This window comes from Hydrogenophaga bisanensis, assembly GCF_042665135.1.
Lineage (GTDB): Bacteria > Pseudomonadota > Gammaproteobacteria > Burkholderiales > Burkholderiaceae_C > Hydrogenophaga > Hydrogenophaga bisanensis.
Genome location: NZ_JBHTBX010000006.1, coordinates 19634 through 46440 on the forward strand (window position 1 = coordinate 19634; position 26807 = coordinate 46440).

Here is a 26807-nt window from a genome sequence, read left to right on the forward strand (position 1 = left end):
CTCTGGCCCGGTAGCTCAGTTGGTAGAGCAGCGGATTGAAAATCCGCGTGTCGGTGGTTCGATTCCGCCCCAGGCCACCACTATTCAGCGCCCAACCGTTCTCGGTTGGGCGTTTTTATTTGTGGAATCTGCCCGCCACGCGGGGTTCCGGGCCATTCTGCGTGTGCCAGCCACTCCGGGCACGGGCGACCTGATCCGCCCGGTTCGCCCCTGTTCCGCCCTATCTTCTCTCGAAACCTGCGCCAACTTCTTCGCCGTGGCACACGCAGGCGGCGTTGTTCGTCAACCACCTGCGCGTGTGCCGATGGGAATGGTTGACTCGCGGGTTTGCACGAGCAAAGCACAACGGCAAACCCGCGAGGCCAGCCTCCACGTCAGCCCTTGGGCGGGAACGGGTCGTCACCGTAGCTGTTGCGCTCACGGATCTGGCCGTTCCGCCCTTGGATGAGCATCTCGCTCTGCTGGTTGATGGCGATGTCCCGCGCACGGTCGATCGCCTGTTGCTGCGTGTCATGGATGGAGGTGAGGCGGTCGTTGCCTTCTCCCCGCACACCCCACTGATCACCGCCGTTGATGGGTACGACCCATTGGTTCTTTCCGCTCATTTCATACACTCCAAAAATTGCAAAGGTCAGGCTCTTGAAGTCCGCGCGAGCCTCGGCGCATCGGGTGGTGTGATCACGTCATGGCGACCTCCTGTCCCGCTGCCGCACACGGCATCGCATACAGCCCCGCGCGTTGCTGCGTGACCACGAGCGCACCGTAGGCCGCATGCTGCGCCGCAGGCTCCGGCTTACCCTTGTCCTTCGTCTTGATCTTGAACAGGTCGCTCGGCTTGGCGCTGTCCAACCCTGCGCGCTGCATGATCCGGTCTGCCGTCACGGCCTCGCCCTTGAACGACCACAGCGCCCCGAAAACCTTGGCCTGCCCGTCGGTGCATCGAATTGCCGTGCCGTCACCATCCGGCAGCGTGACCCACTTGAAGTCAGCCGAGAACGGCCCGTTCACCGGCGCGGCCGGATCGGCGGCCACGGGTGTCACGGACGGCGACGTCGTGCCGAGGAGCGTGATCCCGCCGCCGTAGAACGTGAAGCGTTCCTCCAGCACCAGCCACTCGACGCCCGCGCCGAAGGGCGAACCGCGCGTCGTGCTCGGCCTCGGCGTGATCACCCGGATGTCGCTGCCCGCCACGCGCACGCGATCCAGCAGCGCGGGTTCGTGGAGCACGCGCGTCAGATCGCGGGCCAGCAGGACGGGCGACCGCCGTGCATCGCCCAATCGCCATACGCCGTCGCTCAGTTCGTCGATACCGTCTCGGCTTTCGATGTCGAGCGCGAGGCGCATCTTCTGGCGCATCCAGTCATCGTCCAAGGCCAGCATCGCGCCGTCGTTCGCCTCGACGGCAACCGGCCCGCAGTCCGAACAACGGCACATCCGTCCGCCACGACCATCGCCCCACACCTGCGCCCGATGCTGCTGGCAGTGCGGACACAGCACGAAGGACTGATCCATCCCCGTCGGCTTGACTGCCTTGCCGAGGACGGGCAGTGCCGCCGCCTCGCGCGGCGACAACGTGACGCGCAGCACGGGCGTGCCGCCCGCGAACAGGCGGCAGATCAAGGCCCAAGCGTCGTGCGCCGCCATCGAGTCAGTCCTCGATCACCGGCGTCGAGCCGACCGCGTCCGTTTCCGGCGGCATTTCGTGGGCGCTCAAGGTCTGGCCCTTCTGCAAGATGCCCACTGCGACCAGATAGCCTTCCAACTGCGCCTGCATCTTGGCGTCGAACTTGTGCAGGTTCAGCCTCCCCTTGCTGGTCACTTCGATGGTGACCACCTTTGCGCGCGTACGGCCCGGCTCTGGCGGGTAGTAGAGATTGACCTGCGCTGCCGTCACCGTCCAGTTGCCTTCCAGCGGGCCGTTCAACTTCTCCTTCAGCAGCTCATGCACGGAGCGTTGCTGGCTGGACTGCATCGCGGTGCATTCGAGCTTCAGCGCGCCATCCGGGCTGAGGAAGGTCAGCGCCTTCAACTGCACCATCGAAAAGCCATCCTCGAAGGCATCCGGCACGTCGAAGCCAGTGCGCAGCATCGACAAATCCAGCGTCGGTGGTTTGATCCGCTGGGCGTGGGCTTTGACGCCCAGCACATGCTCGGCGAAGGCATCGATCAGCATCTGCTGGTACTTCGCGCCGCCACGTACCAGCGTGCGCACCACGCCAGTGACATCGGAGTATTCCAGCGCCATCGGAATGTTGGGGTTGCCGATGCGGCGCTTCAGCGTCACACCCTCGAATTCCAGCCGCAGCATGGCCGAATCCTTGACATGGACGATCAGCAAATGGATGCCCGGAGCCCGTGTGACCAAATACGCCACGCTACCGTCACCGCATTGCAGCTCACGCTTGTAGAAGGCCGAGATCACGTTGCGCAGATTGGCCAGCGCAGCATCGGTACCGATGGGCTGACGCTTCAGGCCCAGGTCATACTGCTGGGCTTGCGAACCGTTGTGCTCCCAGTGATCGAGATCGCATGCGCGTTCGAACAGCGTCGGGTGATGGGCGTAGAGCCAGAACGAACGGTGGATGTCGCTGGAGCACAAGGCCAGCCCGGACAAGGCTGCTGCATCAGCAACGGCAGCCTCGAACATGGCTTGCTTGCCTGCCAAATCCCCCAACTGAACACCCGTCATGAGGTTGGCCGCCATGCGGTCACGGGCATCAGCATCTGGCCAGACTTTGACCGCTTCCACCAAGAACTGGGTGGTCTCCGGCGTGTCGTCCCATGCGAACCCGTCCGGCACGGGCAGGCCATGTGCAGTCAGGAAGTCGCGCAGCGTGGCATCCACCGGCAGCTCGAGCATCACGTCGACAAAGGTTTTCTTCATCTTGTTCGTCCTTTCTGGATCGGCGTCGGAGGTCTGCGACCGGGGGATCGGGCTGCACGGGCCAGCGACAGGGCTTCTGAACGCGCACCCCATAGAAGTAAAGCTACGAGATACAATCGTGATTCTGCCCCTCGCATTTCCGCTTGTCAATCAATGGGGCACTTGTGACACTCCGTGGTATCTTGTGGCTATACTTGCTGGCTTGATCGACATTTACCCCTGACGGGAGAAAATTGATGGCTTCGGCATTCGGAGCACGCCTGCGGCGCTTGCGCGAGGCGAAGAAACTGACCCTGCAACAGGTCGCCGACGCAGTCGGCTGCACCAAGGCCTACATCTGGGAACTGGAAATGAAGGACGGGCAGCGTCCGTCCGCAGAGCGGATTCAGGCCATCGCCAAAGTGCTGGGCGTGACGATGGAAGATGTGATGGGCACACCCATGGAGCAGGCACCCGACGCCAGCCCCGAGGACGTGGCGTTCTTCCGCGAGTACGCCGGGATGACGGAGGAAGAGAAAAAGAACTATCAGGACGTCCTCAAGATGATGTTCTCCCGCAAGGAAAAAGACGGGGACTGACGATTGAGCGCAGCGCAGGCCCTCACTGGTTCCATCGCCGCCAACACCGTCCAGAAATGGTTGCGTGCGTGGTACAGCACGGGCATGCCCGACGCCATCGATCTCGAAGTCGTCCGGCAGATGCTGCCGACCACTCCCTACGGCACCGGCGTTCGTGAGATCAGGCCGCCGGTGCAGTTCAACGACGATGCCTTCGAAGGCATGCTGGCGCGCGACCCCAATGACCACGAGGTGTGGGGCATCGCCTACAACGGCAAATCGCGTCCCGAACGTCAACGCTTCACCATCGCCCACGAGCTGGGCCACTTCATCCTGCATCGCAGTCGGCAGCAGAGCTTCAACTGCGACAAGCAGAGCGTCCACACCGGCATCGACACGCTCCGCGACATCGAACGGGAGGCGGATGAATTCGCCAGCAATCTGCTGATGCCCGGCGATCTGCTGCGCGCGTGGATTTCCAGCCAGCGCATCGACTTCCGCGTCCTCGGAGACATCGCCAAGCGTTTTCAGGTCTCGCTGGAGGCACTGTGCATCCGCTACATCAAGTTCACGACGGAGCGCGCGATCCTCGTCTATTGGGACAACGGCTTCGTGAAGTACGAGTGGCGTAGCGGCAGCGCGAGGAGAACGCGGGCGCGCATCCGGCGCAACGGCGATCCGGCGGAACCGCCGTTGGGCACTCTGGCCGCCGATGCCAGCATCACGCAGGAATGGGACGGCACGGAGATGTCCGCTGCGATCTGGTGCACGGAAGAAGCACAGCACATGAAACTGCGCGAGTTCAAGCACAGCTACACCACGCGGGATCGCGTCCTCACGCTGCTCCTGCTCGAAAGTGCCGAACCGCGTGCGTGGGATCGGTCGTGGCAGGACGAGGATAGCTTCGACAGCTTCGATCAGTTCGTCTCGAATGGCCAGTTGCCGGTGCGTTGAAGATGGATACCAATCAGTATTCGGCAGAACTGGATCGATTGCAGGAGCCCACAGCGGCGAACATGCAATCCCTTGCGGGCTGGACGCTGGCGACGGCGCTTCCGTGGCTTTGGGAGGAACTATCCGGTGCTGTTCTGACGCCACGGCAAAAGCATCCACAGGCGAAATCTGCGCCAACGAAACAGATTCTGAAGCCCATGACCGAATCCAATGCAGTCAGGCACGGGCTCATGCTTACGCTGGCAGATCGAGCGACGAAAGTTGCTGATCCGGATTACTACCAAGCACAGTTGACCATGCTGGATGCACAGGCGAGGCTCCTATGCACTGCGATTCAAGATTGGGGAAAGCAGCAAAATCCACCACCCGATGTGACTATCCACACTTTGCATCGTGCCCTTCATGAAATGCTGCGGTACGCACGCATCCTGCTCGAACAAGCGGGCACAGGTGTCGCGGGTGTGCCGGGGTACTACGGCGCATGGAGGCGCACCTTCGATACGTCCTTCGAGGTCATCCAGGCTTCCCGCCAAGCGATCTACGGGGCGTATTCCGGCTTGGCATTCGCAGATCGCGCGCCTTGGGTATCAATCGCCGTCCTGCGAACGGCTATTGAATTGAGGCTCCGAGAAGCATTCATGATTTGGGGATTCGTCAGCGAATCAAAACCGGAGAACGTAGTGCCCATCGACATGAGCACCATCTTCGAGGCGATCTCTCCGAGCGAAAAGGACATCTCCTTCGCTGTCGACATCCACGATGTCTGGAAGATCTACCGCTGGAGCAATCACTACCTGCATGCTGGATTCCGAGACTATCCGTGGGTGCCGGGATTTCTGCTGCACTATATGTGGCCGTTGTTCGTCGGCAAGCAGGGACAGGGAAGTTTCAATGCAGGAATTCAAATGTCCGAGGCCACTTGGAAAACTGTCCGGTCACGAGTCACGCCGAAATCTCGAAGCACCACCATCAAGGAACTCCTGAAGGACGCTTGGCGCGCTATCTTTTCCAAGCCGGTGTCGAACGACCTCGCCCTTCCAGATTGTTCCCCATCCAACGCAGGTTTCGTACTGAAGCCATGAGCATAGGCGGATGAGTCGAAATTCCCGCGCACGCCCGCTAAATCACGTTACGCGAAGTGCCTTCGGTTCATAGCATGAGCAGCGTTTTCCATCGAAACGCCTGCCATGTCCGAACTCGAACCCTTTTCCATTTCCCCGCCGTCTGACCGGCCCCGGCACCCGCAGCAGGAAATCGCCGACCTGCTGGCCGCAGCACTGCTGCGCCTGCGCGTGCGTCCGGCCAGCCACACCCTCGAAAACAGCGAGCGCGTTCGCCTTGGCTTCCCCGGCCAACAGCGCGTGAATGCGAACCCCGATCACCACTACGGAGTTCGCCCATGACGGCACACGCACCACCACCCGCCACCACGGTCGCCGCCCAGGTCGCCGGAATCCCCCATCTGTCGATGGGCGATCTCTGGGCACTGTGGGACGAGCATTTCGATGAACGGCCCGGCCACCACCATCGCGGCTGGCTGGAGAGCAGACTGGCCTACAGGATTCAGGAACGCGCCTTCGGCGGCCTGAAACCCTCTCTGCGCAAGAAGCTCGAAGAGGTCGGCGAAACCGGCATCCTTCCCAAGTCGCTGCGAAGCGACGCCCAACGGCTGCTGCCCGGCACCATCCTCACGCGCACCTACGACGACGTAGAGCATCGCGTGCTGGTGCGCGGCACGGGCGACTTCGAGTATCAGGGGCAACGCTTCAAGAGCCTGTCCGCGATTGCGGGCCGCATCACCGGCAGCCACTGGTCGGGCCCGGTGTTCTTCGGCCTGAAGACACCCGCTGCCAAGAAGGTGGCGGCATGAGTTCCCCGCGCGCTCATTCCCTGCCGACGGTCACGCCGAAGAAGCGTTGCGCGGTCTACACACGCAAGTCCACTGACGAAGGGCTTGATCAGGAATACAACAGCCTCGAGGCACAGCGGGATGCAGGCTTGGCCTTCATTGCCAGCCAGCGGCACGAGGGCTGGATCACCGTCGGCGACGGCTACGACGACGGTGGCTACTCCGGCGGCAACATGGAGCGCCCGGCGCTGCGCCGCCTGATGGCCGACATCGAGGCCGGGAAGATCGACACCGTGGTCGTCTACAAGATCGACCGCCTGACGCGCAGCCTGCCGGACTTCGCCAAGCTGGTCGAGGTGTTCGACCGCAACGGCGTGTCCTTCGTCTCGGTCACGCAGCAGTTCAACACCACGACCTCGATGGGGCGGCTGACGCTGAACATCCTGCTGTCCTTCGCGCAGTTCGAGCGCGAAGTCACGGGCGAGCGCATCCGCGACAAGATCGCGGCGAGCAAGGCCAAGGGCATGTGGATGGGCGGCGTTCCGCCCTTGGGCTACGACGTCGTCGAGCGCAAGCTCATCGTCAACGAACGCGAGGCGGCGCTGGTGCGCGACATCTTCCGGCGCTACGGCGAGCATGGCTCGGCGGCGCGACTGGTGCGCGAACTGGACATCGAAGGCCACACCACCAAGGCGTGGGTGACGCAAACCGGACGGCAGCGACCGGGGCGCACCATCGACCAGCAGTACCTGTTCACGATGCTGCGCAACCGCATCTACCTCGGTGAAATCTCCAACAACGGTCAGTGGTACGAGGGCCAACACGAAGCCATCGCCACCCCGGCGCTGTGGGATGCGGCGCACGCCTTCATCGAACGGCGCAAGCAGGCTCCGCGCGAACACGCCGCCAAGCATCCGGCGCTGCTGGCTGGCCTGCTGTTCGCGCCCGATGGCCAGCGCATGCTGCACTCCTTCGTCAAGAAGAAGAACGGGCGGCAGTACCGCTACTACGTTCCCTACCTGCACAAGCGACGCAACGCGGGCGCGAGCCTATCGCCCCATACTCCGGATCGGCCGGACGTCGGCCATCTGCCCGCCGCCGAAATCGAGAACGCGGTGCTGGCACAAATCCACGCGGCGCTCTCCGCGCCGCAGATGCTGATCGCGGTGTGGCGATCCTGCCAGCAGCATCCGGCAGGTAGCAAGCTCGACGAAGCGCAGGTGGTCGTGGCCATGCAGCGCATTGGCGACGTGTGGGCGCAGTTGTTCCCCGCCGAACAGCAACGCATCACGCGGCTGCTGATCGAACGGGTACAGTTGCACGGGCATGGGCTGGACATCGTCTGGCGCGAGGACGGCTGGATCGGCTTCGGTGCCGACATCGGCGCGCACCCGCTTGTCGAGGAAGCCCGCGCGCAGACCGAAGAGGCGCTGGCATGAACACCACGGCGAACCCGCGCAAGCGCGCCGTCCACATCGAGGTCGGTACCGATGCCCGCAGCTACGTCAGCGGCGGTCAGCGGGTCACGCTGGTGCCGTTGACGATCAAGCACCGCCAGAACCGCAAACTGCTGATCCCGCCCGCGTCCGACGCCACTGGTGCGACGGGCGGCTTCGACGCGCCGATGATCAAGACGCTGGGCAAGGCCTTCTACTGGAAGCGGCTGATCGACGAAGGCGTCTATCCGACGACCGCAGATCTGGCGCGTGCGCTGAAAGTGGAGACAGGCTGGGCGGCCGAGGTGCTGCGCATGACCATGCTGGCTCCGGACATCGTCGAGGCGATCTTCGAGGGCCGCCAACCCCGGTATCTGAACCTGCACACGCTGCGCGGCCGCCAAGACCTGCTGCCCCGCGACTGGGGCGAGCAGCGTCGGCTGCTGGGCTTCACCGACGCCTGAAGCCCATCCCCGATTTCCGCTGACGACGGCGAGCCATGTGCTCGCCGTTTTCGTTGGCGCGGGCGGATTGGCGAACCCGAAGTTTCCGCGTGGTTCGCCATTGCGTCCCTTCAAGGTTCGCCACCCGAAATTTGGAATGACACCTGTTCCTCAACAACGCAACAGGAGCGTTCCATGCAGACATCAGCAAGCAGTTTCCCCCGGTCGCCCTCAACGACGAATTCTCAGGCGGTCAACAGCCTTTCACCCGGCGACCGCCGGGTGCTGAACGAAAACGAACTGGCCCAGCGGTGGGGCGTCAGCCCCAAGACGCTGCAACGCTGGCGCAGCGAAGGTCGTGGCCCGCGCTACCTGAAGCTGTCCAAGCGCGTCGGTTATCCCGTGGACGCGGTCATCGAGTTCGAGCGCGACGCGCTGCACGACTCGACGTCCGAACGCGCCGCGGTTTGAGGAGCGATGCCATGAACGACATCACCCTCTTTCCCGCCGACATCGCCGCGATGTCCGTCAGCCAGTTGGCAGCACTGCCTGCCGCGCAGAAGGCCGAGATCGACAAGAACCTCGACGAAGCCCTCAGCTGGCTGAAGAAGGCGCGCACCAAGTTCGATGCCGCGCTCGACGCCGCCTACGGCGAACAGGCCCGCGCCACCTTGCGCGATTCGGGCCGCGACTTCGGCACCGCGCACATCGACGACGGCCCGCTGCGCATCAAGTTCGAGCTGCCCAAGAAGGTCAGTTGGGATCAGAAGAAGCTGGGCGACATCGCCGCCCACATCGTGGCCTCCGGCGACAAGGTCGAGCACTTCATCGACGTGAAGCTGGCGGTTTCCGAATCGCGCTTCACCAACTGGCCGCCGTCGCTCCAGCAGAAGTTCGCCGCCGCTCGCACGGTCGAGCCGGGCAAGCCGTCTTTCACCCTTTCTCTCGATTCGGAGCACTGATCATGAGCACCAGCCTCATCGCTTTGCTGCGCAAGCAGCTGCCGTCCATCTACGGCGATTCCCTGCCCACGGAAATCCACTACCGCAACGCCGACGGCAACTTGATCGCCGTCGCGCTCGAAGCGGCCACCGTGGACGAACTGGCCTTTGCCATCCAGACCGCTAACGCAGAAGCCTTGGCTCTGAGCCGTCGCCGCAACGCGCTGGAAGACCTCCACGCCGAAGCACGCAAGCGTGCAGCGCGCGGTGCCGACCGCATCGCCGACGTCGCTTGGGAGGGCTGATGATGAGCGCGATCATTCCCTTCCAGTTCGAGGCGCGCGCCGTGCGCGTACAGATCGATGATGCGGGCCTGCCGTGGTTCAACGCCAGCGACGTCTGCGACGCGCTGGAGATGGGCAACCCGTCTCAGGCGGTCAAGTCCCATGTCGATGCAGAGGATCTCCAGAAATTGGAGACCCTTACGGCAGGTGGTCGCCAGCGCCAGAACCACGTCAACGAATCGGGCCTCTACGCCCTGATTCTCGGCAGCACGAAGGACGCCGCGAAACGCTTCAAGCGTTGGGTGACCGGCGAGGTGCTGCCCGCGATCCGCAAGACCGGCGCGTATGCCGTCCCCGGCACGCTGGCGGCCTTGCCCGCGCCGACCCACGACCGCGTGAGCGCCATCCTGCTGATGGGCGAGGCGGTGGCGAAGGTGCCGGGCGTCAAGTCCGGCATTGCGATGGCGGCGACGCTGACCTGCATCCACGAGAACACGGGCCTCGCCGTCGAGACGCTGCGCCGCACGCTGCCCGCCGCCAACGAGCCGATCTGTTCGCTCAACGCCACCCAGCTCGGCAAGCTTCTGAACCGCTCGGCGAAGGCGACGAACCATTTGCTGGCGGCGGGCGGTTTCCAGTTCCGCAACGACCGCGACGAATGGGAACTGACCGAAGCCGGTGAAGCGTGGGCCGAGGCCATGCCGTACTCGCGCAACGGCCACAGCGGCTACCAGATTCTCTGGAATCCGGCCGTCGCCGACGAGCTGAAGGAGGTGGCGTGATGAGCCTCCCCATCATCTCCGCGCAGCAGCGGATGGCCGAGCGCAAGGGCGTGAAGCTCCTGATGCTCGGCAAGTCCGGCATCGGCAAGACCACCCGGCTCAAAGACCTCGACCCGAAGACCACGCTGTTCCTCGACATTGAGGCGGGCGACCTGGCCGTGGCCGACTGGCCGGGCGACACCATCCGCCCGGCGTCGTGGCCGGAATCGCGCGACTTCTTCGTGTTCCTTGCCGGGCCCGACAAGTCGCTGCCGCCGGAGTCCGCGTTCTCGCAAGCGCACTACGACCACGTCATCGAAAAGTTCGGCGACCCGGCGCAGCTCGACCGCTACCACACCTTCTTCCTCGACTCGATCACACAGCTCTCGCGCCAGTGCTTCGCGTGGTGCAAGACGCAGCCGGGCGCGGTCAGCGACCGCACCGGCAAGCCCGACATGCGTGGCGCTTACGGTCTGCTCGGCCAGGAGATGGTCAGCGCCTTGACGCACCTGCAACACGCGCGCGGCAAGAACGTGGTGTTCGTCGCCATCCTCGACGAACGGCTCGACGACTACAACCGCAAGGTGTTCGTGCCGCAGATCGAAGGCAGCAAGACCAGCCTCGAACTGCCTGGCATCGTCGATGAGGTCGTGACGCTGGCCGAGATCAAGGCCCAGAACCCGGATGGCAGCGACAGCAGCTTCCGCGCCTTCGTCACCCACACCCTCAATCCCTACGGCTTCCCGGCCAAAGACCGCAGCGGTCGCCTCGACCTGCTCGAACCGCCGGACTTGAACGCACTGATCGCCAAGTGCGCAGGCACGCCCGTGCCCGCCAGCGCCGCCATTCCCCAATCCCACGAATCTCAAGAGTAATCGCCATGACCACGCAGAACTGGAACGACTTCAACGACGCCGAACAGCAGCAAGGCTTCGACCTCATCCCCAAGGGCACCATCGTCCCGGTGCGCATGACCATCAAGCCCGGTGGTCACGACGACCCGTCGCAGAACTGGACGGGCGGCTACGCCACCCAGTCCTTTGACACCGGGTCGGTCTATCTCGCCGCCGAATTCGTGGTGACTGCAGGCAACCACGCCAAACGCAAGATGTGGTCGAACATCGGCCTGTACTCACCAAAGGGGGCAACCTGGGGCCAGATGGGGCGCACGTTTATCCGCGCTGCGCTCAACAGTGCCCGCAACGTCCACCCGCAAGACAACAGCCCGCAAGCCTCTGCCGCACGCCGCATTCAGGGCTTCCATGAACTGGATGGCATCGAGTTCCTCGCCCGCGTGGACGTCGAGAAGGATGCCAAGGGTGGTGATCGCAACGTCGTGAAGCTCGCGGTCGAACCCGACCATCCCGACTACGCCAAGTTCATGGGCGTGCCGCCCAAGACCAAGACCGGCGGTGGTAACTCCGGCGCTCCGGCACAGGCCGCGCCTTCGTCCTACGCCACTGCCACATCCGCCGCGCCACAGCGCGCTCCGGTGACCGGCAAGCCCGCGTGGGCGCAGTGAGGGAGGCGAATGAAATGCTGGGTCTGCAAACGACAGGCGCGCGGCTACGGCCACACGGATGGCCGGTTCCAGACCGCCGATCCGCGCCGCTACGTGATGGACTGGGTGTTCTGCTCACGCCGCTGTCAGGACGCCTTTCACGCGCTCTATGGCAACTGGACGCGCGTGCAGGAAGGGCGCACGCCCAAGACGGAGGTCGCCATGATCGATCCGTCTGATGTCGAGCTGGGCGCGATGCGCAAATGCCTGAAGGCCTTCGGCGAGGCAGCGGGCGAGATTGGTTTCGGCAAACCGCTGGGCGACTACGCCGAAGCCGAGGCGCTGCGCGTCATCGACGCCATCGTCACCTGCTACACGGAGGCGATGGTCGAGCACCACGAGGTGACCAAGTACCCGCCTGTGCGCGGCATGGAGCCGACGCCCGATCCGTTCGGCTTCTCCGATCTGGAGGACAAGGCGTTCTGGGACGAGCCAAAGGGGAAGAAGCCATGATGGACTTCAATTCCTCGGCCAGCGTCTCCGGCCAGATCACGGCACTGATCGACATCGGGATGCAGCGCATGCGCGAGCAACAACCCGCGCGTGACTACCTCGGCGCATCGCGTCTGGGCATCGAGTGCGAGCGCGCCTTGCAGTTCGAATATGCCAAGGCTCCCGTGGATCACGGGCGCGACACGGGTGGTCGGATGCTGCGCATCTTCGAGCGCGGCCACGTCATGGAGGACTGCATGGTGGCGTGGCTGCGCGGCGCGGGTTTCGACCTACGCACGCAGAGACCCGACGGCGGCCAGTTCGGTTTCTCCGACGCGCACGGTCGGCTGCGCGGTCACGTCGATGGCGTACTCGTCGACGGGCCGGAGGGCTTCCGCTATCCCGCGCTGTGGGAGAACAAATGCCTCGGCGCGAAGGCGTGGCGCGAGCTGGAAGCCAAAGGCCTCGTGGTCGCCAAGCCGGTGTATGCGGCGCAGGTCGCGCTGTATCAGGCGCACCTGCAACTGCACGAGCACCCGGCGCTGTTCACCGCGATCAATGCCGACACGATGGACATCTACGTCGAGCTGGTTGACTTCGATTCGTCGCTGGCGCAGCGCATGACCGACCGCGCGGTCAAGGTCATCTCCGCGGCCGAAGCCGGTGAGCTGCTGCCGCGCAACTTCAACGACGCCACCCATTTCGAGTGCCGCATGTGCGCGTGGCAAGACCGCTGCTGGAGGCCGACATGAACCACACCCCTTTGAACCAGGTGCTGGGCGAGCAATTCATCGACGCGCGCCAAGCGGCGCTGATGTTCAACCTGCCGACCTACTGGCTCTCCCAAGCCAAGGAGCGCCAGCAGCGCCGCATTCCGCACTACCGCGTCGGCAAGCTCGTTCGCTTCAAGCCCAACGAACTGGAAGCGTGGATCGTCGCGCAGCAGCCCTCCGACGAGGAGGCTGTGGATGCTTGATTTCAACGACACGCACACCGCTGTTCCTCGTGACCTCGGCGCCGAACGCGAAGCGATCCGCGCCGAACTGCTGGCGCGGCTGGAATCGGTGCTGGCCGCGCTGTTTCCGGCAGGCCGAAAGCGCGGCGGCAAGTTCCTCTCCGGCGACGTGCTTGGCAGTCCGGGCGACAGTCTGGAGATCGTGCTCGATGGCGACAAGGCGGGCCTGTGGACGGATCGCGCCACGGGCGACGGCGGTGACATCTTCGCGCTGATCGCCGCCCACCACGGCATCGATGCCCACGCCGGCTTCCCGCGCACGCTCGACGCGGCGACCGAACTCCTCGGACGTGCTCCGATGGCGCTGGCGCGCAAAACGAAAAAGGAAGCGCCCGTCGACGACCTCGGCCCGGCCACCGCGAAGTGGGACTACCTCGACGCCTCCGGCAAGCTGATCGCGGTCGTCTACCGCTACGACCCACCCGGCCGCAAGAAGGAGTTCCGTCCGTGGGATGCGCGCCGTCGCAAGATGGCTCCGCCCGATCCGCGTCCGCTCTACAACCAGCTGGGCATGGCCAGCGCCGCGCAGGTGGTGCTGGTCGAAGGCGAGAAATGCGCTCAGGCACTGATCGATGCTGGCATCGTCGCCACGACCGCGATGCACGGCGCGAACGCGCCGGTCGAGAAAACCGACTGGTCGCCGCTGGCGGGCAAGGCCGTGCTGGTCTGGCCCGACCGCGACAAGCCGGGCTGGGAGTACGCGACGCAGGCGGCGCAGGCCATCCTGTCGGCGGGCGCGAAGACCTGCCACATCATGTACCCGCCTGAAGAAGCGGGGGATGGCTGGGACGCGGCGGACGCCGTGGCCGAGGGCTTCGATGTCGCGGCCTTCCTCACGCACGGCCCGCGTCTTCAGATGCACGACGTCGCCGACGATGCCGAGCCAGTCGTCAGCAGCGACGAATCGGTGTGGGGCACCGAAGATGCGCTGGCACTGGCCTTCACCCGGCGCTACCACCGCGACTGGCGCTACGTCGCCGCGTGGGGACGCTGGCTGGTGTGGGACGGCCACCGCTGGCGCACCGAGGACACGCTGGCAGCCACCGACCTAATCCGCAGCGTCTGCCGTCACGCCGCCGTCCACGCCGACAACCCGAAGATCGCCGCCAAGCTCGCCACCTCCGGCACGGTCGGCGGCGTCGAGCGGCTGGCGCGCGCGGATCGCAGGCACGCGGCCACGACCGCCGAATGGGACGCCGATCCGTGGCTGCTCAACACGCCCGGCGGCGTGGTCGATCTCAAGACCGGCAGGCAGCGTCCGCACGACCGCGCCGACCGGATGACCAAGATCACCACGGCCACACCGGGCGGCGACTGCCCGATCTGGAGGCAGTTCCTCGCCGAGGTCACGGGCGGCGATGCCGAGCTACAAGCCTACCTGCAACGCATGACCGGCTACGCGCTCACCGGCTCGACGCAAGAGCACGCGCTGTTTTTCCTCTACGGCACGGGCGCGAACGGCAAGTCGGTGTTCGTCAACACGCTGGCGACGATCTTGGGCGACTATGCGGCCAACGCGCCGATGGACACGTTCATGGAGACGCGCACCGACCGGCATCCGACCGACATGGCGGGTCTGCGCGGCGCACGGTTCGTCGCCGCCATCGAAACCGAGCAAGGGCGGCGCTGGGCCGAGTCGAAGATCAAGAACCTCACGGGCGGCGACAAGATCTCCGCGCGCTTCATGCGGCAGGACTTCTTCGAGTTCTTCCCGCAGTTCAAGCTGTTCGTCGCGGGCAACCACAAGCCCGCCATCCGCAACATCGACGAAGCGATGAAGCGGCGTCTGCACCTGATCCCGTTCACGATCACCGTGCCGCCCGAACGCCGCGACAAGCATCTCCAGCAGAAGCTCTTGGCCGAGCGGGACGGCATCTTGGCGTGGGCGGTCCAGGGCTGTCTCGACTGGCAGCGTCTGGGTCGGCTCGATCCGCCGCAGCAGGTGCTCGAAGCGACCGAGGAGTATTTCGAGGCCGAGGACGCGCTGGGCCGTTGGCTCGACGAACGCTGCGTGCGCGACGCCAACGCGAAATCGTTGACCGCCGAACTGTTCAACGACTGGAAGCAGTGGGCCGACTCCGCAGGCGAGTTCATCGGCTCGCAGCGTCGGTTTTCCGACCTGCTCATCACCCGTGGCGTCGAGAAGTGGCGCAACACGGCGGGCGTTCGCGGCTTCCGTGGCATCGGCCTCAAGAACCCGCCCAAGCCCGCTTACACCCCATACGCCGACAACTGACCGCCATGCCGATGCATCCGACTGACGCATTTGACGCACTACGTCGTAACTTCCCCCGCGCGGGCGCGTGCGCACGCCTCATAGGGGTTTCGATACCGCGTGTCGGATGCGTCAGTCCTCACCGAACGAGGAACGCAACCATGACCACCACCATCCTCGCCCTCGACTTGGGCACTACCACCGGCTGGGCGCTGCGTGGCAGCGACGGCCACATCACCAGCGGCTCTGAGAGCTTCCGCTCGCAACGCTTCGAAGGCGGCGGCATGCGCTTCCTGCGCTTCAAGCGGTGGCTCACGGAACTGAAGGCCGTGACCAGCGGCATCGATGCGCTGCACTTCGAGGAAGTTCGTCGCCACGTCTCGACCGACGCGGCGCACGTCTACGGCGGCTTCCTCGCCACGCTCACCGCGTGGTGCGAGCACCACCAGATCCCGTATCAGGGCGTGCCGGTCGGCACGATCAAGAAGCACGCGACGGGCAAAGGCAACGCGGGCAAGGACGAGGTGATCGCCTCTGTCACCGCACGCGGCCATTCGCCGTCCGACGACAACGAGGCCGACGCGCTGGCGCTGCTGCACTGGGCCATCACGCAGCACGATCTGGAACGGGAGGTGTGAGATGAAGATTCCCACGCCCACCTATCGCTGCCCGCTGGCGCGCGTCCAGCCCGAGACCACCGACCTCGAAGCGATGAAGCAGCGCGGCTGGCGCGACCAGCACATCCTCGTCGTCAACGCTGCCGACGAACGCCTCGACTTCATCGAGCGCGAGTTCATCCGCCGGATCGGCGAACGGCTCTACGGAGGGACACGGCATGGCTGACCGTCGAACCCCGTGGACGATTGACGACGTGGCCGCGCGCTTCGAGGAGGCGGCAAGCACTGGACGACGCCTGCCGCCTGTGCGGGTGCAGGGCTACTTCAATACGTGGCCGATCATCGTGCGCAAGGAGTGGGAAGCCTTTGCCGCCGACGAGCACGTCTACCGACCGTTTCCTCCGACCCCGGACGCCATCGACCGGATGCTGGAGACGATGAAGTGGGTGCAGTGGCTGGAGGTCGAGCAACGGCATCTGGTGTGGATGCGCGCCAAGCGGTATGGCTGGCGCGACATCACCATCCGCTTCGCCTGCGACCGCACGACGGCATGGCGGCGCTGGCAGCGCGCCTTGCAGACGGTCGCCGACCAGCTCAATGGCGTTGTCGTCGCGTAGTGATTTGGCGTGATTTGGCGCGCGTGGTCTGCAATGCGAGTGCATCGGCGGGCATCAGCGGTTTTTGAGCGTGCAACAAAAACCGGCTCCCGAGCGTAGTATTCAGTCCATGCTCGGGATCAGTGACGAAGAAGCCACAGTCGCTTCGAAGCCACGCTCCCGAGGCGAAATGGGCCCTTCCTGCGGAATAACCCATGCGGGGGGCGCGAGCGCGACGCTTTTTTAGCGTCAGGGCGCGGACAAGGTTACCAGTCGGCCAGGTTACCGGCTCCGGTTACCACCCCCAGGCGCAGTTACCACCCCACCAGAATCTTCATTCAACCAACCCGCCCGGCTGCAACGCTCGGCGGGTTTTGCTTTTGGGATTCCCACTTTGAACACGCTCAACGTCGAGTACCGCAAGGTCGAGGCGCTGATTCCCTACGCCCGCAATCCGCGCACGCACGCCGAAAGCCAGATCGCCAAGATCGCGGCCAGCATCGTCGAGTACGGCTGGACGAATCCGATCCTGGTCGACGGCGACAACGGCATCATCGCCGGGCACGGGCGTTTGGCCGCTGCGCGCAAGCTCGGCCTGGATCAGGTGCCGGTGATCGAACTGGCCCACCTGACCGTCGCGCAAAAGCGGGCACTGGTGATTGCCGACAACCGACTGGCACTGGATGCAGGCTGGGACGAAGAGATGCTGGCCTTGGAGCTGGCCGAGTTGTCCGACGCGGGATACGACCTCGCTCTGACCGGCTTCGAGGAAGCCGAGATCGAGGCACTGCTCACCGGCGCGGTGGCCGTCGCGGATGATGAATCAGAGTCTGAAGCCGACGAGTCTGACGCGGCCGACGACGTGCCGGAAGTACCCGTCATGGCGGTATCCCGCCCCGGCGATGTCTGGGCGATTGGCCCGCACCGCCTGATCTGTGGTGACGCCACCGACCGGGACGTGGTCGCTGCGCTGATGCAAGGCGATGCCGCGCGGCTGTGCTTTACATCGCCGCCCTACGGCAACCAGCGCGACTACACCTCTGGCGGCATCGCCGACTGGGACGGCCTGATGCGCGGCGTGTTCGCGCACCTGCCGATGGCAGGCGACGGTCAGGTGCTGGTCAACCTGGGCCTCATCCACCGCGATAACGAAGTGATCCCGTACTGGGACGCTTGGCTGGGTTGGATGCGCCAGCAGGGCTGGCGGCGCTTTGCGTGGTACGTCTGGGATCAGGGGCCGGGGATGCCCGGCGACTGGGCAGGCCGCTTCGCGCCGAGCTTCGAGTTCGTCTTTCACTTCAACCGGGAGAGCCGTAAGCCGAACAAGATCGTCCCCTGCAAGCACGCAGGCCAGGAATCCCACCTGCGCGCCGACGGGTCGTCCACCGCGATGCGCGGCAAGGATGGCGAGGTGGGCGGCTGGACGCACAAGGGGCTGCCGACGCAAGACACCCGTATCCCCGACTCGGTGATCCGCGTGATGCGCCACAAGGGCAAGATCGGCCAGGACATTGACCACCCGGCCGTGTTCCCGGTGGCGCTGCCGGAGTTCGTGATCGAGGCCTACACGGACGCGGGCGACATCGTGTTCGAGCCGTTCGGCGGCAGCGGCACGACGATGCTGGCGGCCGAGCGCACCTGTCGGATCTGCCGCAGCGTGGAGATCGCGCCGGAGTACGTGGACGTGGCCATCAAGCGCTTCCAGCAGAACCACCCCGGTGTGCCGGTCACGCTACTGGCAACAGGCCAATCGTTCGAACAGGTCGCCGCCGAACGCGTCGCCACCTCTGATGCCGAGGTGATGGCATGAACTGGCTGGCCGACAAGATCGAACAGTGGCCGACCGCCAAGTTGCTGCCCTACGCCCACAACGCGCGCACCCATTCCGAGGAACAGGTGGCGCAGATCGCCGCCAGCATTGCGGAGTTTGGATTCACCAATCCGATCCTGGCGGGTAGCGACGGCATCATCGTCGCTGGCCACGGTCGTCTCGCCGCCGCCCAGAAGCTGGGTCTGGAACGGGTACCGGTCGTGGTGCTCGACCATCTGAGCCAGACGCAGCGCCGGGCCCTGGTCATTGCGGACAACCGCATCGCCGAAAACGCGGGTTGGGACGACGCGATGCTGAGGATCGAACTGGAAGCCTTGCAGCTCGAAGGCTTCGATCTGGACATCACCGGCTTTGACGCCGACGCACTGGCCGAACTGATCGCGGGCGACGAGCCGGACAACGAGGGCGAGACCGATAAGGATGCGGTGCCCGAAGTCAGCGAGACACCCATCTCGCGTCCGGGCGATGTCTGGATCATGGGCCAGCACCGGCTGCTGTGCGGCGACTCGACCGTGGCCGAGAGCTACGACCACCTGATGCAAGGCGCGGTGGCGGACATGGTCTTCACCGACCCGCCGTACAACGTGAACTACGCCAACTCTGCCCGCGACAAGATGCGCGGTAAGGATCGCGCGATCCTGAACGACAACCTGGGGGATGGCTTCTACGATTTCCTGCTGGCGGCCTTGACGCCGATTCTGGAGCGCTGCAGCGGTGCCATCTACGTGGCCATGTCCTCCAGCGAGCTGGATGTGCTGCAGGCTGCCTTCCGCGCCGCCGGTGGCAAATGGTCGACTTTCATCATCTGGGCCAAGAACACCTTCACGTTGGGTCGTGCCGACTACCAGCGCCAGTACGAGCCGATCCTCTACGGATGGCCCGAGGGGGCGACACGCCACTGGTGTGGTGACCGCGACCAGGGGGATGTCTGGAACATCAAGAAGCCGCAGAAGAACGACTTGCACCCGACGATGAAGCCGGTGGAGTTGGTCGAACGCGCGATCCGCAATTCGAGCCGACCCGGCAACGTGGTGCTCGACCCGTTCGGGGGCTCGGGGACGACACTGATCGCCGCCGAAAAGTCAGGGCGCGTTGCGCGGCTGATCGAACTCGATCCGAAGTACGTGGACGTGATCGTGCGTCGGTGGGAAGAGTTCACCGGCAAGCAGGCCACCCGCGAGGCGGATGGCGAGGTGCTCGATCAGGCGGCCAGCGACTCCTCAACGATCTCGCAGTGAATCACAAAGCCCGTCAGGTAAGGCAGGCCGCGCGGGATGCCGTATTGCTTGCTGGTCTGGCGGCCAATCGTCCAGCCCATCCAGCGTTGGGTGGCGGCGTTGATCGCGTCTGCCAGGGGCTGGCCCTGATAGAGCCCGTTCTGGACGTCGTCGCCAAAGTGGCGTCCGTGGCGGCTGTCGAGGAAGGCCCGAACCGATTCGAGCGGCTGGCTGGTGGCGCCCGAGATGGCGGTCATCGCCAGGGGCCAAGCCGCGCTGGCGTGTTCGTTCATCGTGCCCCAAAAGCCCCAGGCATCGTTCTGGGTGGCGGGGATCTGGCTGGTGGTCATGGTGGCTGCTCCTTCGGGTTGATCGTTGCGACACCCGTAGTAACGCGCTGTTCGATTGAGAAGCCAAGCTCACTGAGAGAAAATCTTTCGATGCTCAAACCATCTGACAGATCTCGCCAATGTTTCTTGCCGCCGATTCCTGAACTGGACTTGGCGGCAGACTGGTTGTCGCTGGCTGCAGACGCTGTACTCGAAGGTCGTGAGGAAGATGCGAAGCGGTTAATTGCTAAAGCAGATATGCCGATCCTCGGTGAGTTTGCGCAACGCATCACCGGAAAAGTCGATCCAGCGATCCACTGGCAGTCTCGTATGCCCACCGATGTCCTGGCTGAGCGAATTAAACAGCGTATGCCCAGTTCGTCGGTTGAGTACGGGATCTACCAGCGCGATGGTTGGCGCTGTCGCTTCTGCAACATCAAAGTCATTTCCCCGAAAGCAAGAAAGTTGCTTGTGGAGATGTTCCCCTCGGTGGCGCGATGGGGTCGGGTCAATCGCGACAAGCACTACGCGCTGAGTGCGTTGACCGCAACACTTGACCACATTCTTCCGCACAGTCGAGGTGGCACCAACGAAGAAGGCAATTTGGTTGCGGCTTGCGGCATGTGTCAGTTTGGACGCGGGCACTGGACGCTTGAGGAGGTCGGCTTTACCGACCCACGCGAACGGCAGCCCATCGTAGATAGTTGGGATGGGCTGACGCGCTTGTTACGCTAAGAGCCTTCAGGCGATGCGGTACACGCGCTCGCCGCCCTGTGGCTTGTCCGAGACGATGGTCAGGCCCAGCTTCTTCTTGAAAGCCCCGGCGAAGGTACCGCGTACCGTGTGCGCCTGCCAGCCGGTGGCGGCACAGATCTGGCCGATGGTTGCGCCCTCGGGGCGTTGCAGCATCCGGATCACTTCGGCTTGCTTGCTGTTGTCGCGGGTGCGCGGCTTGACCCACGTTGCTTCGGCGGCGATTACGGCGGCTTCCAGTTCGGGATCGCTCATGGCAGCTGGCGCGCCTTCTGCGTTGGCAATGATCTGGTCGAGATTGGCTTCGAATTGACCGATGCTCGTCTTGTTCACTCCGGGGCGAGTTAGCCCCAAGGCGTCGTAGGCCTCGGCGGCGACGAACCAGTCGGTGCCGTCGGTGGTGATCAGGGCACGGTTGAACAACCCGTCGAGCACCTTCTTGCGTGCGCCGCCTTTGATGTTGTCGGGGAACCATTCGATCTTGCCGTCGCTGGTGTTGATGGCCTTGGCGAGGATGGCGTGCTGGGCCGGGGTGAGTTGGGTGCTGGTCATGGTCTGCTCCTTCGGGGGTGGTGGATGACGATGTGATGAACGCGCTGTTCGGGAGTGAAGCCAAGCGCTTTCCGCTTGGTTTCGTGGGTTTCCGATCAGTCCTTGGCGATTTCCGCTTCCGCAGCCTTCGGGCTCGACGCGCCGAGTTCGACGCCCGCCTTGAAGGCCGCTTCCAACGCGTCCCGGATGCACCACACCGCCGTGTCGTGGAAGTCCAGGCTGTCGGCGTGGCGGGTTTGCAGGGTGTCGATGCCCAGATGCTTCTGGGCGATCAGGGTGAGGATGGTGTCGATCTGGCACATGGCGTGTTCCTTTCGGGGGTGGTTGGCGTGACGTGATGAACGCGCTGTTCCCGATGGAAGCCAAGCTCAATCTGCGGACATGACGAACAAATGATTGAAGGTGACGATGGGACTCTCGATTCGCGCCTACGCGCGCCACCGTGGCGTGTCGCACGTGGCCGTGAAAAAGGCTATCGACACCGGGCGGATCACGCCGCTGCCTGACGGCACGATTGATCCGGACACGGCCGATGCCCAGTGGGCACAAAACACATTGCAGCCGCGCAGCGCCGCTGCGCCAGAGAAGGTCAGCACTGCGAAAGCGCGGCGCGTGGCCGCGACGGACGAAGCAGCAACGCAGCGCGATGCCGTCGACGCCAGCACAGCGCCGATGTCGGCCAGTGGCACCTCGCTCTTGCAAGCGCGTACGGTCAACGAGGTGCTCAAGGCCAAGCTCAACAACCTGGAGCTGGCGCACCGCAAGAAGGAACTGGTGGATCGGGCGCAGGCCGTGGCACACGTTTTCAAGCTCGCGCGCATTGAGCGCGATGCATGGTTGAACTGGCCTGCGCGCGTCTCCGGGCAGATGGCGTCCACGCTCGGCATCGACGCGCATCAGATGCACGTGGCGCTCGAATCTGCTGTGCGCGAGCACCTGATTGAGCTGGGCGAGCTGCGCCCGCGCGTGGATTGATGACGATGGACTACGAAGGCGCGCAGGAGATCGAACGGGCGTGGCGCGACGGGCTTACTCCCGACCCGCTGCTCACGGTATCGGAATGGTCAGATCGCCACCGGATGCTCTCCAGCAAGGCGTCTGCCGAGCCGGGGCGCTGGCGCACCAGTCGCACGCCGTACCTGAAGGCCATCATGGACTGCCTGTCGCCGACCTCGCCGGTCGAGCGTGTGGTGTTCATGAAAGCAGCGCAGCTTGGTGCGACCGAGATGGGGTCGAACTGGATCGGCTACGTCATCCACCACGCGCCGGGCCCGATGATGGCGGTCTGGCCAACGGTGGAGATGGCCAAGCGCAACTCCAAGCAGCGGATCGACCCGCTGATCGAGGAATCGTCCGCCTTGGCCGAACTGATCGCCCCGGCGCGCTCGCGCGACTCGGGCAACACCATTTTGGCCAAGGAGTTCCGGGGCGGCGTGCTGGTAATGACCGGGGCGAACAGCGCGGTAGGCTTGCGCTCGATGCCGGTGCGCTACCTGTTCCTCGACGAGGTTGACGGCTATCCGCTGGACGTCGAGGGTGAAGGCGATGCGATCTCGCTGGCCGAGGCGCGCACGCGCACCTTTGCCCGGCGCAAGATCTTCATCGTGTCGACGCCGACGATTTCTGGCGCCTCGGCCATCGAGCGCGAGTACGAGGCCAGCGACCAGCGCCGCTACTTCGTGCCATGCCCGCACTGCAACCACCCGCAATGGTTGCGCTTCGAGCAACTGCGCTGGGACAAGGGGCAGCCGGAAACCGCCGCCTACATCTGCGAATCGTGCGACACCGCGATTTCCGAGCATCACAAGACGTGGATGCTGGAGCGTGGCGAATGGCGTTCGATGGCACAGGGCAAAACGGCAGGCTTTCACCTGTCGTCACTGTACAGCCCGGTGGGCTGGCGCTCCTGGCGTGACATCGCTGCCGCGTGGGAAGCCGCCGTCAACAAGGAGTCGGGATCGGCCGCCGCGATCAAGACTTTCAAGAACACCGAGCTGGGCGAGACCTGGGTTGAGGAAGGCGAAGCGCCCGATTGGCAACGGCTGGTCGAGCGCCGCGAGGATTACCGCATTGGCAGCGTGCCGCTGGGCGGCCTGCTGCTGGTGGGCGCGGCCGACGTCCAGAAGGACCGCATCGAGGCCTCGATCTGGGCCTTCGGGCGCGGCAAGGAGTCCTGGCTCATCGAGCACCGGGTCTTGATGGGCGATACAGCCCGAGATGCGGTGTGGAAAGCCCTCGCCGGGATGCTGGCCGAAAACTGGACACACGCCTCGGGCGTGACGATGTCACTGGCGCGCTTCGCGCTGGACACCGGCTTTGCCACGCAGGAAGCCTACGCCTTCGTGCGTGCCTGCCACGATGCGCGCGTGATGGCGGTCAAGGGTGTGCCGCGCGGCGCGGCCCTGATCGGCACGCCCACGGCCATCGATGTCTCGCAGGGCGGCAAGAAGCTGCGCCGGGGCATCAAGGTGTTCACGGTGGCGGGCGGCATCGCCAAGCTGGAGTTCTACAACAACCTGCGCAAGAGCGCGGACGTCGGCGAGGACGGCTTGACCCCGGTGTTTCCTGCCGGGTTCGTCCATCTGCCGAAGATCGACGCCGAGTTCATCCAGCAGCTCTGCGCCGAGCAACTGATCACGCGCCGCGACCGCAACGGATTCCCGGTGCGCGAATGGCAAAAGATGCGAGAGCGCAACGAGGCGCTCGACTGCTACGTCTACGCCCGCGCGGCTGCATCGGCGGCGGGACTGGACCGCTTCGAGGAACGCCACTGGCGGGAGTTGGAGCGGCAACTTGGGGTAGCGCCCCCACCTGATGCGCCACCGCCCATCCACGACATCGAATTGAACGAGGCCACCCCCAGCGGTGGCCTCGCTGCTTCTGGAACCCGCAATACCGGTCGACGCGTCATCCGAAGCCGTTGGCTTCGCTGATGGCCGTCGCCTTCAAACCAAGGAGAACACATGAGTCTTGCCACCCGTATCGAGAGCCTGGTCATCCGGGTCGCCCAGGAGTTCAACGACGTCCGGGCGACGGCGGGAAACCTAGCCAGCCTGTCCACCACCGACAAGTCGAGTCTGGTCTCGGCGATCAACGAACTGAAGGCGGCGGTGCTCTCCGCAACCGCCATCGACGACAACCAGATCGCCACCTCCACCACCTACTCGTCGAACAAGATCGTGTCGCTGCTCGACGCGCTCAAGGCCGACATCCTCGGTGGAGCAGACGCCGCCTACGACACCCTGGTGGAGATCCAGCAGTTGCTGCAGAACGGCACTACGGGCCTGGACGCGCTCCTCGCTGCCGTCAATCTGCGGGTGCGGTACGACGCGGCGCAAACCCTGACCGTTGCCGAGCAACTTCAGGCGCGCACCAACATTGGCGCGGTTGCGGCCGCCGATGTCGGCAATACCGACACGGACTTCGTCGTGATCTTCGACGGGGCGCTGACCTGATGAGCCTCGCGTCCAGCATCGCCGCCCTGGCTGCGCGCATCGGCTTCGAGGTCAAGACCAAGATCGACGACACGCACCCTGGACTTGCTCGGGTGTGGGTGAGCTTTGGCTACGTGGGCGGTCAGGTCGTGATCGGCAGCGCGCACAACGTGGCCAGCGTCGTGCGTACAGCGGCGGGCCGCTACCGCGTGCATTTTGCGCTGGCGATGCCGGATGCGAACTACTGCTGGACGGCGCTCGCACGCAGCAGCAGCAACAGCGGCCAGCAGCGTGTGGCCGTCGTTCGCGCCAGCTCCGACCTGAAAACGGCCCAGTACGTCGACATCTCCTGCGCGACGACAGCAACGTCGTTCGACGACTCCTCCGAAATCAATCTCGTGGTGTACCGCTGATGGCCTACACAGAAACCCAGCTCCAGGCCCTGGAATCCGCACTCGCAAAGGGCGAACGGCGGGTGACCTTTGCCGACAAGACGGTCGAGTACCGCTCTGTCGACGAATTGATGGCCGCCATCCGCGAAGTCAGGCGGGGCCTGCTTCAGCAGGCGGCTGAGACCGGGCTGCTGCCCGGTGCGCCACGACAGATCCGCGTCACCACGCGCAAGGGGTTCTGATATGGCGTGGTTCTCCCAAACCGTGCGCCGGTTGTTCGGTGCCTCGCCGGTACACGAAGCCGCAGGTCGTGGCCGTCGCTCGCTGGCTTGGATGCCCGGCAATCCGGGTGCGGTCGCCGCGATGCTGGCGACTAACGCCGAACTGCGCGGTAAGAGCCGGGACCTCGTTCGGCGCAATGCCTGGGCGCAGGCCGGTATCGAAGCTTTCGTAGCCAATGCGGTCGGCACCGGCATCAAGCCGCAAAGCCTGTCTGGCGACGAACGGTTCAAGGCCGAGGTGCAGGCACTGTGGCGCGATTGGGTCGAGGAAGCCGACGCGGCCGGACAGACCGACTTCTATGGCCTGCAGGCCCTGGCGTGTCGGGCGATGCTCGAAGGTGGCGAATGCCTGATCCGACTGCGGCCACGCCGTCCGGAGGATGGCCTGTCGGTGCCCCTGCAGCTCCAGTTGCTGGAGCCCGAGCACCTGCCCATCAACCTGAACACCGATCTGCCGTCCGGCAACGTCGTGCGCTCCGGCATCGAGTTCGACAACCTTGGGCGGCGCGTTGCCTACCACCTGTACCGCTCGCACCCGGAGGACGGGCGTTTGGCCCCGATGTCGGGCCAGGGCGGGATGGACACGGTGCGCATCGATGCCAAGGAGATCATTCACCTGTTCCGCGTGCTGCGCCCAGGCCAGATCCGGGGCGAGCCCTGGCTGTCGCGGGCCCTGGTCAAGCTCAACGAGCTCGACCAGTACGACGACGCTGAGCTGGTGCGCAAGAAGACCGCCGCGATGTTCGCGGGTTTCGTCACGCGCGCCAACCCCGAGGACAACCTGATGGGCGAAGGCGCATCGGACGCCGACGGGATTGCGCTTGCCGGACTGGAGCCAGGCACGCTGCAGATCCTGGAGCCGGGCGAGGACATCAAGTTCTCCGATCCGGCTGATGTTGGCGGTTCGTACTCCGAATTCCTGCGCACCCAGTTCCGCGCGGTTGCCGCCGCCATTGGTATCACCTACGAGCAGTTGACCGGCGATCTGACCGGCGTGAACTACTCGTCCATCCGCGCCGGGATGCTGGAGTTCCGGCGTCGCTGCGAGATGGTGCAGCACGGGGTGCTGGTGCATCAGATGTGCCGTCCTGTGTGGGCGGCCTGGATGAAGCAGGCGGTGCTCGCCGGGGCCCTGGATGCCCCGGGCTTCGCTCGAGGCGGGCCAGCCCGTCGTCGCCAGTACATCTCGGTGAAGTGGATTCCCCAGGGCTGGCAGTGGGTCGATCCCGAGAAGGAATTCAAGGCGATGTTGCTGGCTATCCGCGCGGGCCTGATGAGCCGCTCGGAAGCCATCTCGGCAAACGGCTACGACGCCGAAGACGTCGACCGCGAGATCGCCGCCGACAACCAGCGCGCCGACGACCTTGGACTGATCTTCGACTCCGACCCTCGCTACACGTCAAAGGACGGCGGCAGCGCGGAACCCAACCGCAGCGCCAACGCGCCTGACACCACCGGCGGCCCATAGCTTCC

At 64.8% G+C, this 26807-nt stretch carries 35 protein-coding genes and 1 tRNA gene; 30 read left to right on the plus strand and 6 right to left on the minus strand.

The window, feature by feature from the left end; translation table 11 throughout:
* Nucleotides 1-4 precede the first annotated feature (4 nt).
* Nucleotides 5-80: transfer RNA gene (locus ACFQNJ_RS10070), tRNA-Phe, on the plus strand.
* 294 nt (nucleotides 81-374) lie between these two features.
* On the opposite strand, the gene ACFQNJ_RS10075 is transcribed toward ACFQNJ_RS10070, so the two are convergent.
* From ACFQNJ_RS10075 to ACFQNJ_RS10085, 3 genes are all read right to left on the minus strand, one after another.
* Nucleotides 375-605 (minus strand): DUF2188 domain-containing protein, encoded by a 231-nt coding sequence (locus ACFQNJ_RS10075; protein ID WP_020228533.1) that lies wholly within the window; start codon nucleotides 603-605, stop codon nucleotides 375-377.
* Between the two features lie 73 nt (nucleotides 606-678).
* Entirely contained in the window at nucleotides 679-1644 is a 966-nt protein-coding gene (locus tag ACFQNJ_RS10080; protein ID WP_382256709.1) for a hypothetical protein, read from the minus strand.
* Between the two features lie 4 nt (nucleotides 1645-1648).
* A complete protein-coding gene (locus ACFQNJ_RS10085; RefSeq protein WP_382256712.1) occupies nucleotides 1649-2884 on the minus strand; it encodes a hypothetical protein in 1236 nt (411 codons plus the stop codon).
* Between the two features lie 236 nt (nucleotides 2885-3120).
* On the opposite strand from ACFQNJ_RS10085, the gene ACFQNJ_RS10090 reads away from it, so the two are divergent.
* From ACFQNJ_RS10090 to ACFQNJ_RS10195, 22 genes are all read left to right on the plus strand, one after another.
* Nucleotides 3121-3462, plus strand: a complete 342-nt coding sequence (locus ACFQNJ_RS10090; RefSeq protein WP_009518765.1) for a helix-turn-helix domain-containing protein — start codon at nucleotides 3121-3123, stop codon at nucleotides 3460-3462.
* Between the two features lie 3 nt (nucleotides 3463-3465).
* On the plus strand, nucleotides 3466-4395 hold the full coding sequence (locus tag ACFQNJ_RS10095) for an ImmA/IrrE family metallo-endopeptidase (RefSeq protein ID WP_382256715.1): 930 nt from the start codon (nucleotides 3466-3468) through the stop codon (nucleotides 4393-4395).
* A gap of 2 nt (nucleotides 4396-4397) precedes the next feature.
* Nucleotides 4398-5477, plus strand: coding sequence for a hypothetical protein (locus tag ACFQNJ_RS10100; protein WP_382256718.1), 1080 nt, complete (start codon nucleotides 4398-4400; stop codon nucleotides 5475-5477).
* A 105-nt stretch (nucleotides 5478-5582) separates the two neighbouring features.
* Nucleotides 5583-5798, plus strand: a complete 216-nt coding sequence (locus tag ACFQNJ_RS10105) for a hypothetical protein (RefSeq protein WP_382256720.1) — start codon at nucleotides 5583-5585, stop codon at nucleotides 5796-5798.
* The gene (locus ACFQNJ_RS10110; RefSeq protein WP_382256722.1) at nucleotides 5795-6265 is read left to right on the plus strand and encodes a DUF2924 domain-containing protein; all 471 of its coding nucleotides are present in this window, start codon (nucleotides 5795-5797) and stop codon (nucleotides 6263-6265) included. Before ACFQNJ_RS10105 ends, ACFQNJ_RS10110 begins: the two co-directional genes overlap by 4 nt.
* Nucleotides 6262-7683 carry a recombinase family protein gene (locus tag ACFQNJ_RS10115; RefSeq protein WP_382256724.1) on the plus strand — a complete coding sequence of 474 codons (1422 nt, stop codon included), beginning with the start codon at nucleotides 6262-6264 and terminating at the stop codon, nucleotides 7681-7683. Before ACFQNJ_RS10110 ends, ACFQNJ_RS10115 begins: the two co-directional genes overlap by 4 nt.
* Nucleotides 7680-8144 (plus strand): hypothetical protein, encoded by a 465-nt coding sequence (locus ACFQNJ_RS10120; protein ID WP_382256726.1) that lies wholly within the window; start codon nucleotides 7680-7682, stop codon nucleotides 8142-8144. The genes ACFQNJ_RS10115 and ACFQNJ_RS10120 overlap by 4 nt, the downstream gene beginning before the upstream one ends.
* A gap of 174 nt (nucleotides 8145-8318) precedes the next feature.
* Nucleotides 8319-8594: a helix-turn-helix transcriptional regulator gene (locus tag ACFQNJ_RS10125; RefSeq protein ID WP_382256729.1), complete on the plus strand. Its 276-nt coding sequence runs from the start codon at nucleotides 8319-8321 to the stop codon at nucleotides 8592-8594.
* A gap of 11 nt (nucleotides 8595-8605) precedes the next feature.
* The gene (locus ACFQNJ_RS10130) at nucleotides 8606-9085 is read left to right on the plus strand and encodes a hypothetical protein (RefSeq protein ID WP_382256731.1); all 480 of its coding nucleotides are present in this window, start codon (nucleotides 8606-8608) and stop codon (nucleotides 9083-9085) included.
* 2 nt (nucleotides 9086-9087) lie between these two features.
* Nucleotides 9088-9369, plus strand: a complete 282-nt coding sequence (locus tag ACFQNJ_RS10135; RefSeq protein WP_382256733.1) for a hypothetical protein — start codon at nucleotides 9088-9090, stop codon at nucleotides 9367-9369.
* Nucleotides 9370-9371: 2 nt separating this feature from the next.
* Nucleotides 9372-10130 carry a BRO-N domain-containing protein gene (locus ACFQNJ_RS10140; RefSeq protein ID WP_382257209.1) on the plus strand — a complete coding sequence of 253 codons (759 nt, stop codon included), beginning with the start codon at nucleotides 9372-9374 and terminating at the stop codon, nucleotides 10128-10130.
* A complete protein-coding gene (locus ACFQNJ_RS10145; protein ID WP_382256736.1) occupies nucleotides 10130-10984 on the plus strand; it encodes an ATP-binding protein in 855 nt (284 codons plus the stop codon). Before ACFQNJ_RS10140 ends, ACFQNJ_RS10145 begins: the two co-directional genes overlap by 1 nt.
* A 5-nt stretch (nucleotides 10985-10989) precedes the next feature.
* The gene (locus tag ACFQNJ_RS10150) at nucleotides 10990-11631 is read left to right on the plus strand and encodes a hypothetical protein (RefSeq protein ID WP_382256738.1); all 642 of its coding nucleotides are present in this window, start codon (nucleotides 10990-10992) and stop codon (nucleotides 11629-11631) included.
* Nucleotides 11632-11640: 9 nt separating this feature from the next.
* Entirely contained in the window at nucleotides 11641-12123 is a 483-nt protein-coding gene (locus ACFQNJ_RS10155; protein WP_042426985.1) for a DUF6511 domain-containing protein, read from the plus strand.
* Nucleotides 12120-12854, plus strand: a complete 735-nt coding sequence (locus tag ACFQNJ_RS10160; RefSeq protein WP_382256741.1) for a hypothetical protein — start codon at nucleotides 12120-12122, stop codon at nucleotides 12852-12854. Before ACFQNJ_RS10155 ends, ACFQNJ_RS10160 begins: the two co-directional genes overlap by 4 nt.
* A complete protein-coding gene (locus tag ACFQNJ_RS10165; protein ID WP_009518749.1) occupies nucleotides 12851-13078 on the plus strand; it encodes a helix-turn-helix domain-containing protein in 228 nt (75 codons plus the stop codon). Before ACFQNJ_RS10160 ends, ACFQNJ_RS10165 begins: the two co-directional genes overlap by 4 nt.
* Nucleotides 13071-15353 carry a phage/plasmid primase, P4 family gene (locus ACFQNJ_RS10170; RefSeq protein WP_382256744.1) on the plus strand — a complete coding sequence of 761 codons (2283 nt, stop codon included), beginning with the start codon at nucleotides 13071-13073 and terminating at the stop codon, nucleotides 15351-15353. The genes ACFQNJ_RS10165 and ACFQNJ_RS10170 overlap by 8 nt, the downstream gene beginning before the upstream one ends.
* Before the next feature lie 140 nt (nucleotides 15354-15493).
* Nucleotides 15494-15970 (plus strand): crossover junction endodeoxyribonuclease RuvC, encoded by a 477-nt coding sequence (locus ACFQNJ_RS10175; protein ID WP_382256746.1) that lies wholly within the window; start codon nucleotides 15494-15496, stop codon nucleotides 15968-15970.
* A gap of 1 nt (nucleotide 15971) precedes the next feature.
* Nucleotides 15972-16175, plus strand: coding sequence for a hypothetical protein (locus ACFQNJ_RS10180; RefSeq protein ID WP_382256749.1), 204 nt, complete (start codon nucleotides 15972-15974; stop codon nucleotides 16173-16175).
* Complete coding sequence (locus ACFQNJ_RS10185; protein ID WP_124982724.1) at nucleotides 16168-16566, plus strand: DUF6362 family protein; 399 nt, start codon at nucleotides 16168-16170, stop codon at nucleotides 16564-16566. The genes ACFQNJ_RS10180 and ACFQNJ_RS10185 overlap by 8 nt, the downstream gene beginning before the upstream one ends.
* A gap of 373 nt (nucleotides 16567-16939) precedes the next feature.
* A complete protein-coding gene (locus tag ACFQNJ_RS10190; protein WP_382256752.1) occupies nucleotides 16940-18355 on the plus strand; it encodes a site-specific DNA-methyltransferase in 1416 nt (471 codons plus the stop codon).
* Complete coding sequence (locus ACFQNJ_RS10195) at nucleotides 18352-19614, plus strand: site-specific DNA-methyltransferase (protein WP_382256755.1); 1263 nt, start codon at nucleotides 18352-18354, stop codon at nucleotides 19612-19614. Before ACFQNJ_RS10190 ends, ACFQNJ_RS10195 begins: the two co-directional genes overlap by 4 nt.
* Here the strand turns inward: ACFQNJ_RS10195 and ACFQNJ_RS10200 are convergent.
* Nucleotides 19578-19943 (minus strand): hypothetical protein, encoded by a 366-nt coding sequence (locus ACFQNJ_RS10200; RefSeq protein WP_382256758.1) that lies wholly within the window; start codon nucleotides 19941-19943, stop codon nucleotides 19578-19580. The two genes, ACFQNJ_RS10195 and ACFQNJ_RS10200, sit on opposite strands and share 37 nt — an antisense overlap.
* Nucleotides 19944-20033: 90 nt before the next feature.
* Here ACFQNJ_RS10200 and ACFQNJ_RS10205 point away from each other — a divergent pair, with 90 nt between their 5' ends.
* Nucleotides 20034-20657, plus strand: a complete 624-nt coding sequence (locus ACFQNJ_RS10205; RefSeq protein WP_382256761.1) for an HNH endonuclease — start codon at nucleotides 20034-20036, stop codon at nucleotides 20655-20657.
* A gap of 6 nt (nucleotides 20658-20663) precedes the next feature.
* Here the strand turns inward: ACFQNJ_RS10205 and ACFQNJ_RS10210 are convergent, their stop codons facing one another.
* Both ACFQNJ_RS10210 and ACFQNJ_RS10215 read right to left on the minus strand, forming a co-directional pair.
* Entirely contained in the window at nucleotides 20664-21227 is a 564-nt protein-coding gene (locus ACFQNJ_RS10210) for a DUF3489 domain-containing protein (protein ID WP_382256763.1), read from the minus strand.
* Nucleotides 21228-21322: 95 nt separating this feature from the next.
* The gene (locus ACFQNJ_RS10215) at nucleotides 21323-21529 is read right to left on the minus strand and encodes a DUF6900 domain-containing protein (protein WP_382256765.1); all 207 of its coding nucleotides are present in this window, start codon (nucleotides 21527-21529) and stop codon (nucleotides 21323-21325) included.
* A gap of 106 nt (nucleotides 21530-21635) precedes the next feature.
* Between ACFQNJ_RS10215 and ACFQNJ_RS10220 the strand changes: the two genes are divergently transcribed.
* Genes ACFQNJ_RS10220 through ACFQNJ_RS10245 form a run of 6 tightly spaced genes read left to right on the plus strand, consistent with a single transcriptional unit; the run spans nucleotide 21636 to nucleotide 26802 of the window.
* Nucleotides 21636-22202, plus strand: a complete 567-nt coding sequence (locus ACFQNJ_RS10220; RefSeq protein ID WP_024973193.1) for a hypothetical protein — start codon at nucleotides 21636-21638, stop codon at nucleotides 22200-22202.
* Entirely contained in the window at nucleotides 22202-24160 is a 1959-nt protein-coding gene (locus tag ACFQNJ_RS10225) for a phage terminase large subunit family protein (protein WP_382256768.1), read from the plus strand. Before ACFQNJ_RS10220 ends, ACFQNJ_RS10225 begins: the two co-directional genes overlap by 1 nt.
* Nucleotides 24161-24190: 30 nt before the next feature.
* Nucleotides 24191-24682, plus strand: a complete 492-nt coding sequence (locus tag ACFQNJ_RS10230; RefSeq protein WP_382256770.1) for a hypothetical protein — start codon at nucleotides 24191-24193, stop codon at nucleotides 24680-24682.
* Complete coding sequence (locus tag ACFQNJ_RS10235; RefSeq protein ID WP_382256772.1) at nucleotides 24682-25074, plus strand: hypothetical protein; 393 nt, start codon at nucleotides 24682-24684, stop codon at nucleotides 25072-25074. Before ACFQNJ_RS10230 ends, ACFQNJ_RS10235 begins: the two co-directional genes overlap by 1 nt.
* The gene (locus ACFQNJ_RS10240) at nucleotides 25074-25295 is read left to right on the plus strand and encodes a phage head-tail joining protein (protein WP_024541994.1); all 222 of its coding nucleotides are present in this window, start codon (nucleotides 25074-25076) and stop codon (nucleotides 25293-25295) included. The genes ACFQNJ_RS10235 and ACFQNJ_RS10240 overlap by 1 nt, the downstream gene beginning before the upstream one ends.
* A 1-nt stretch (nucleotide 25296) precedes the next feature.
* On the plus strand, nucleotides 25297-26802 hold the full coding sequence (locus tag ACFQNJ_RS10245; RefSeq protein WP_382256775.1) for a phage portal protein: 1506 nt from the start codon (nucleotides 25297-25299) through the stop codon (nucleotides 26800-26802).
* The last annotated feature ends 5 nt before the right edge of the window (nucleotides 26803-26807 follow it).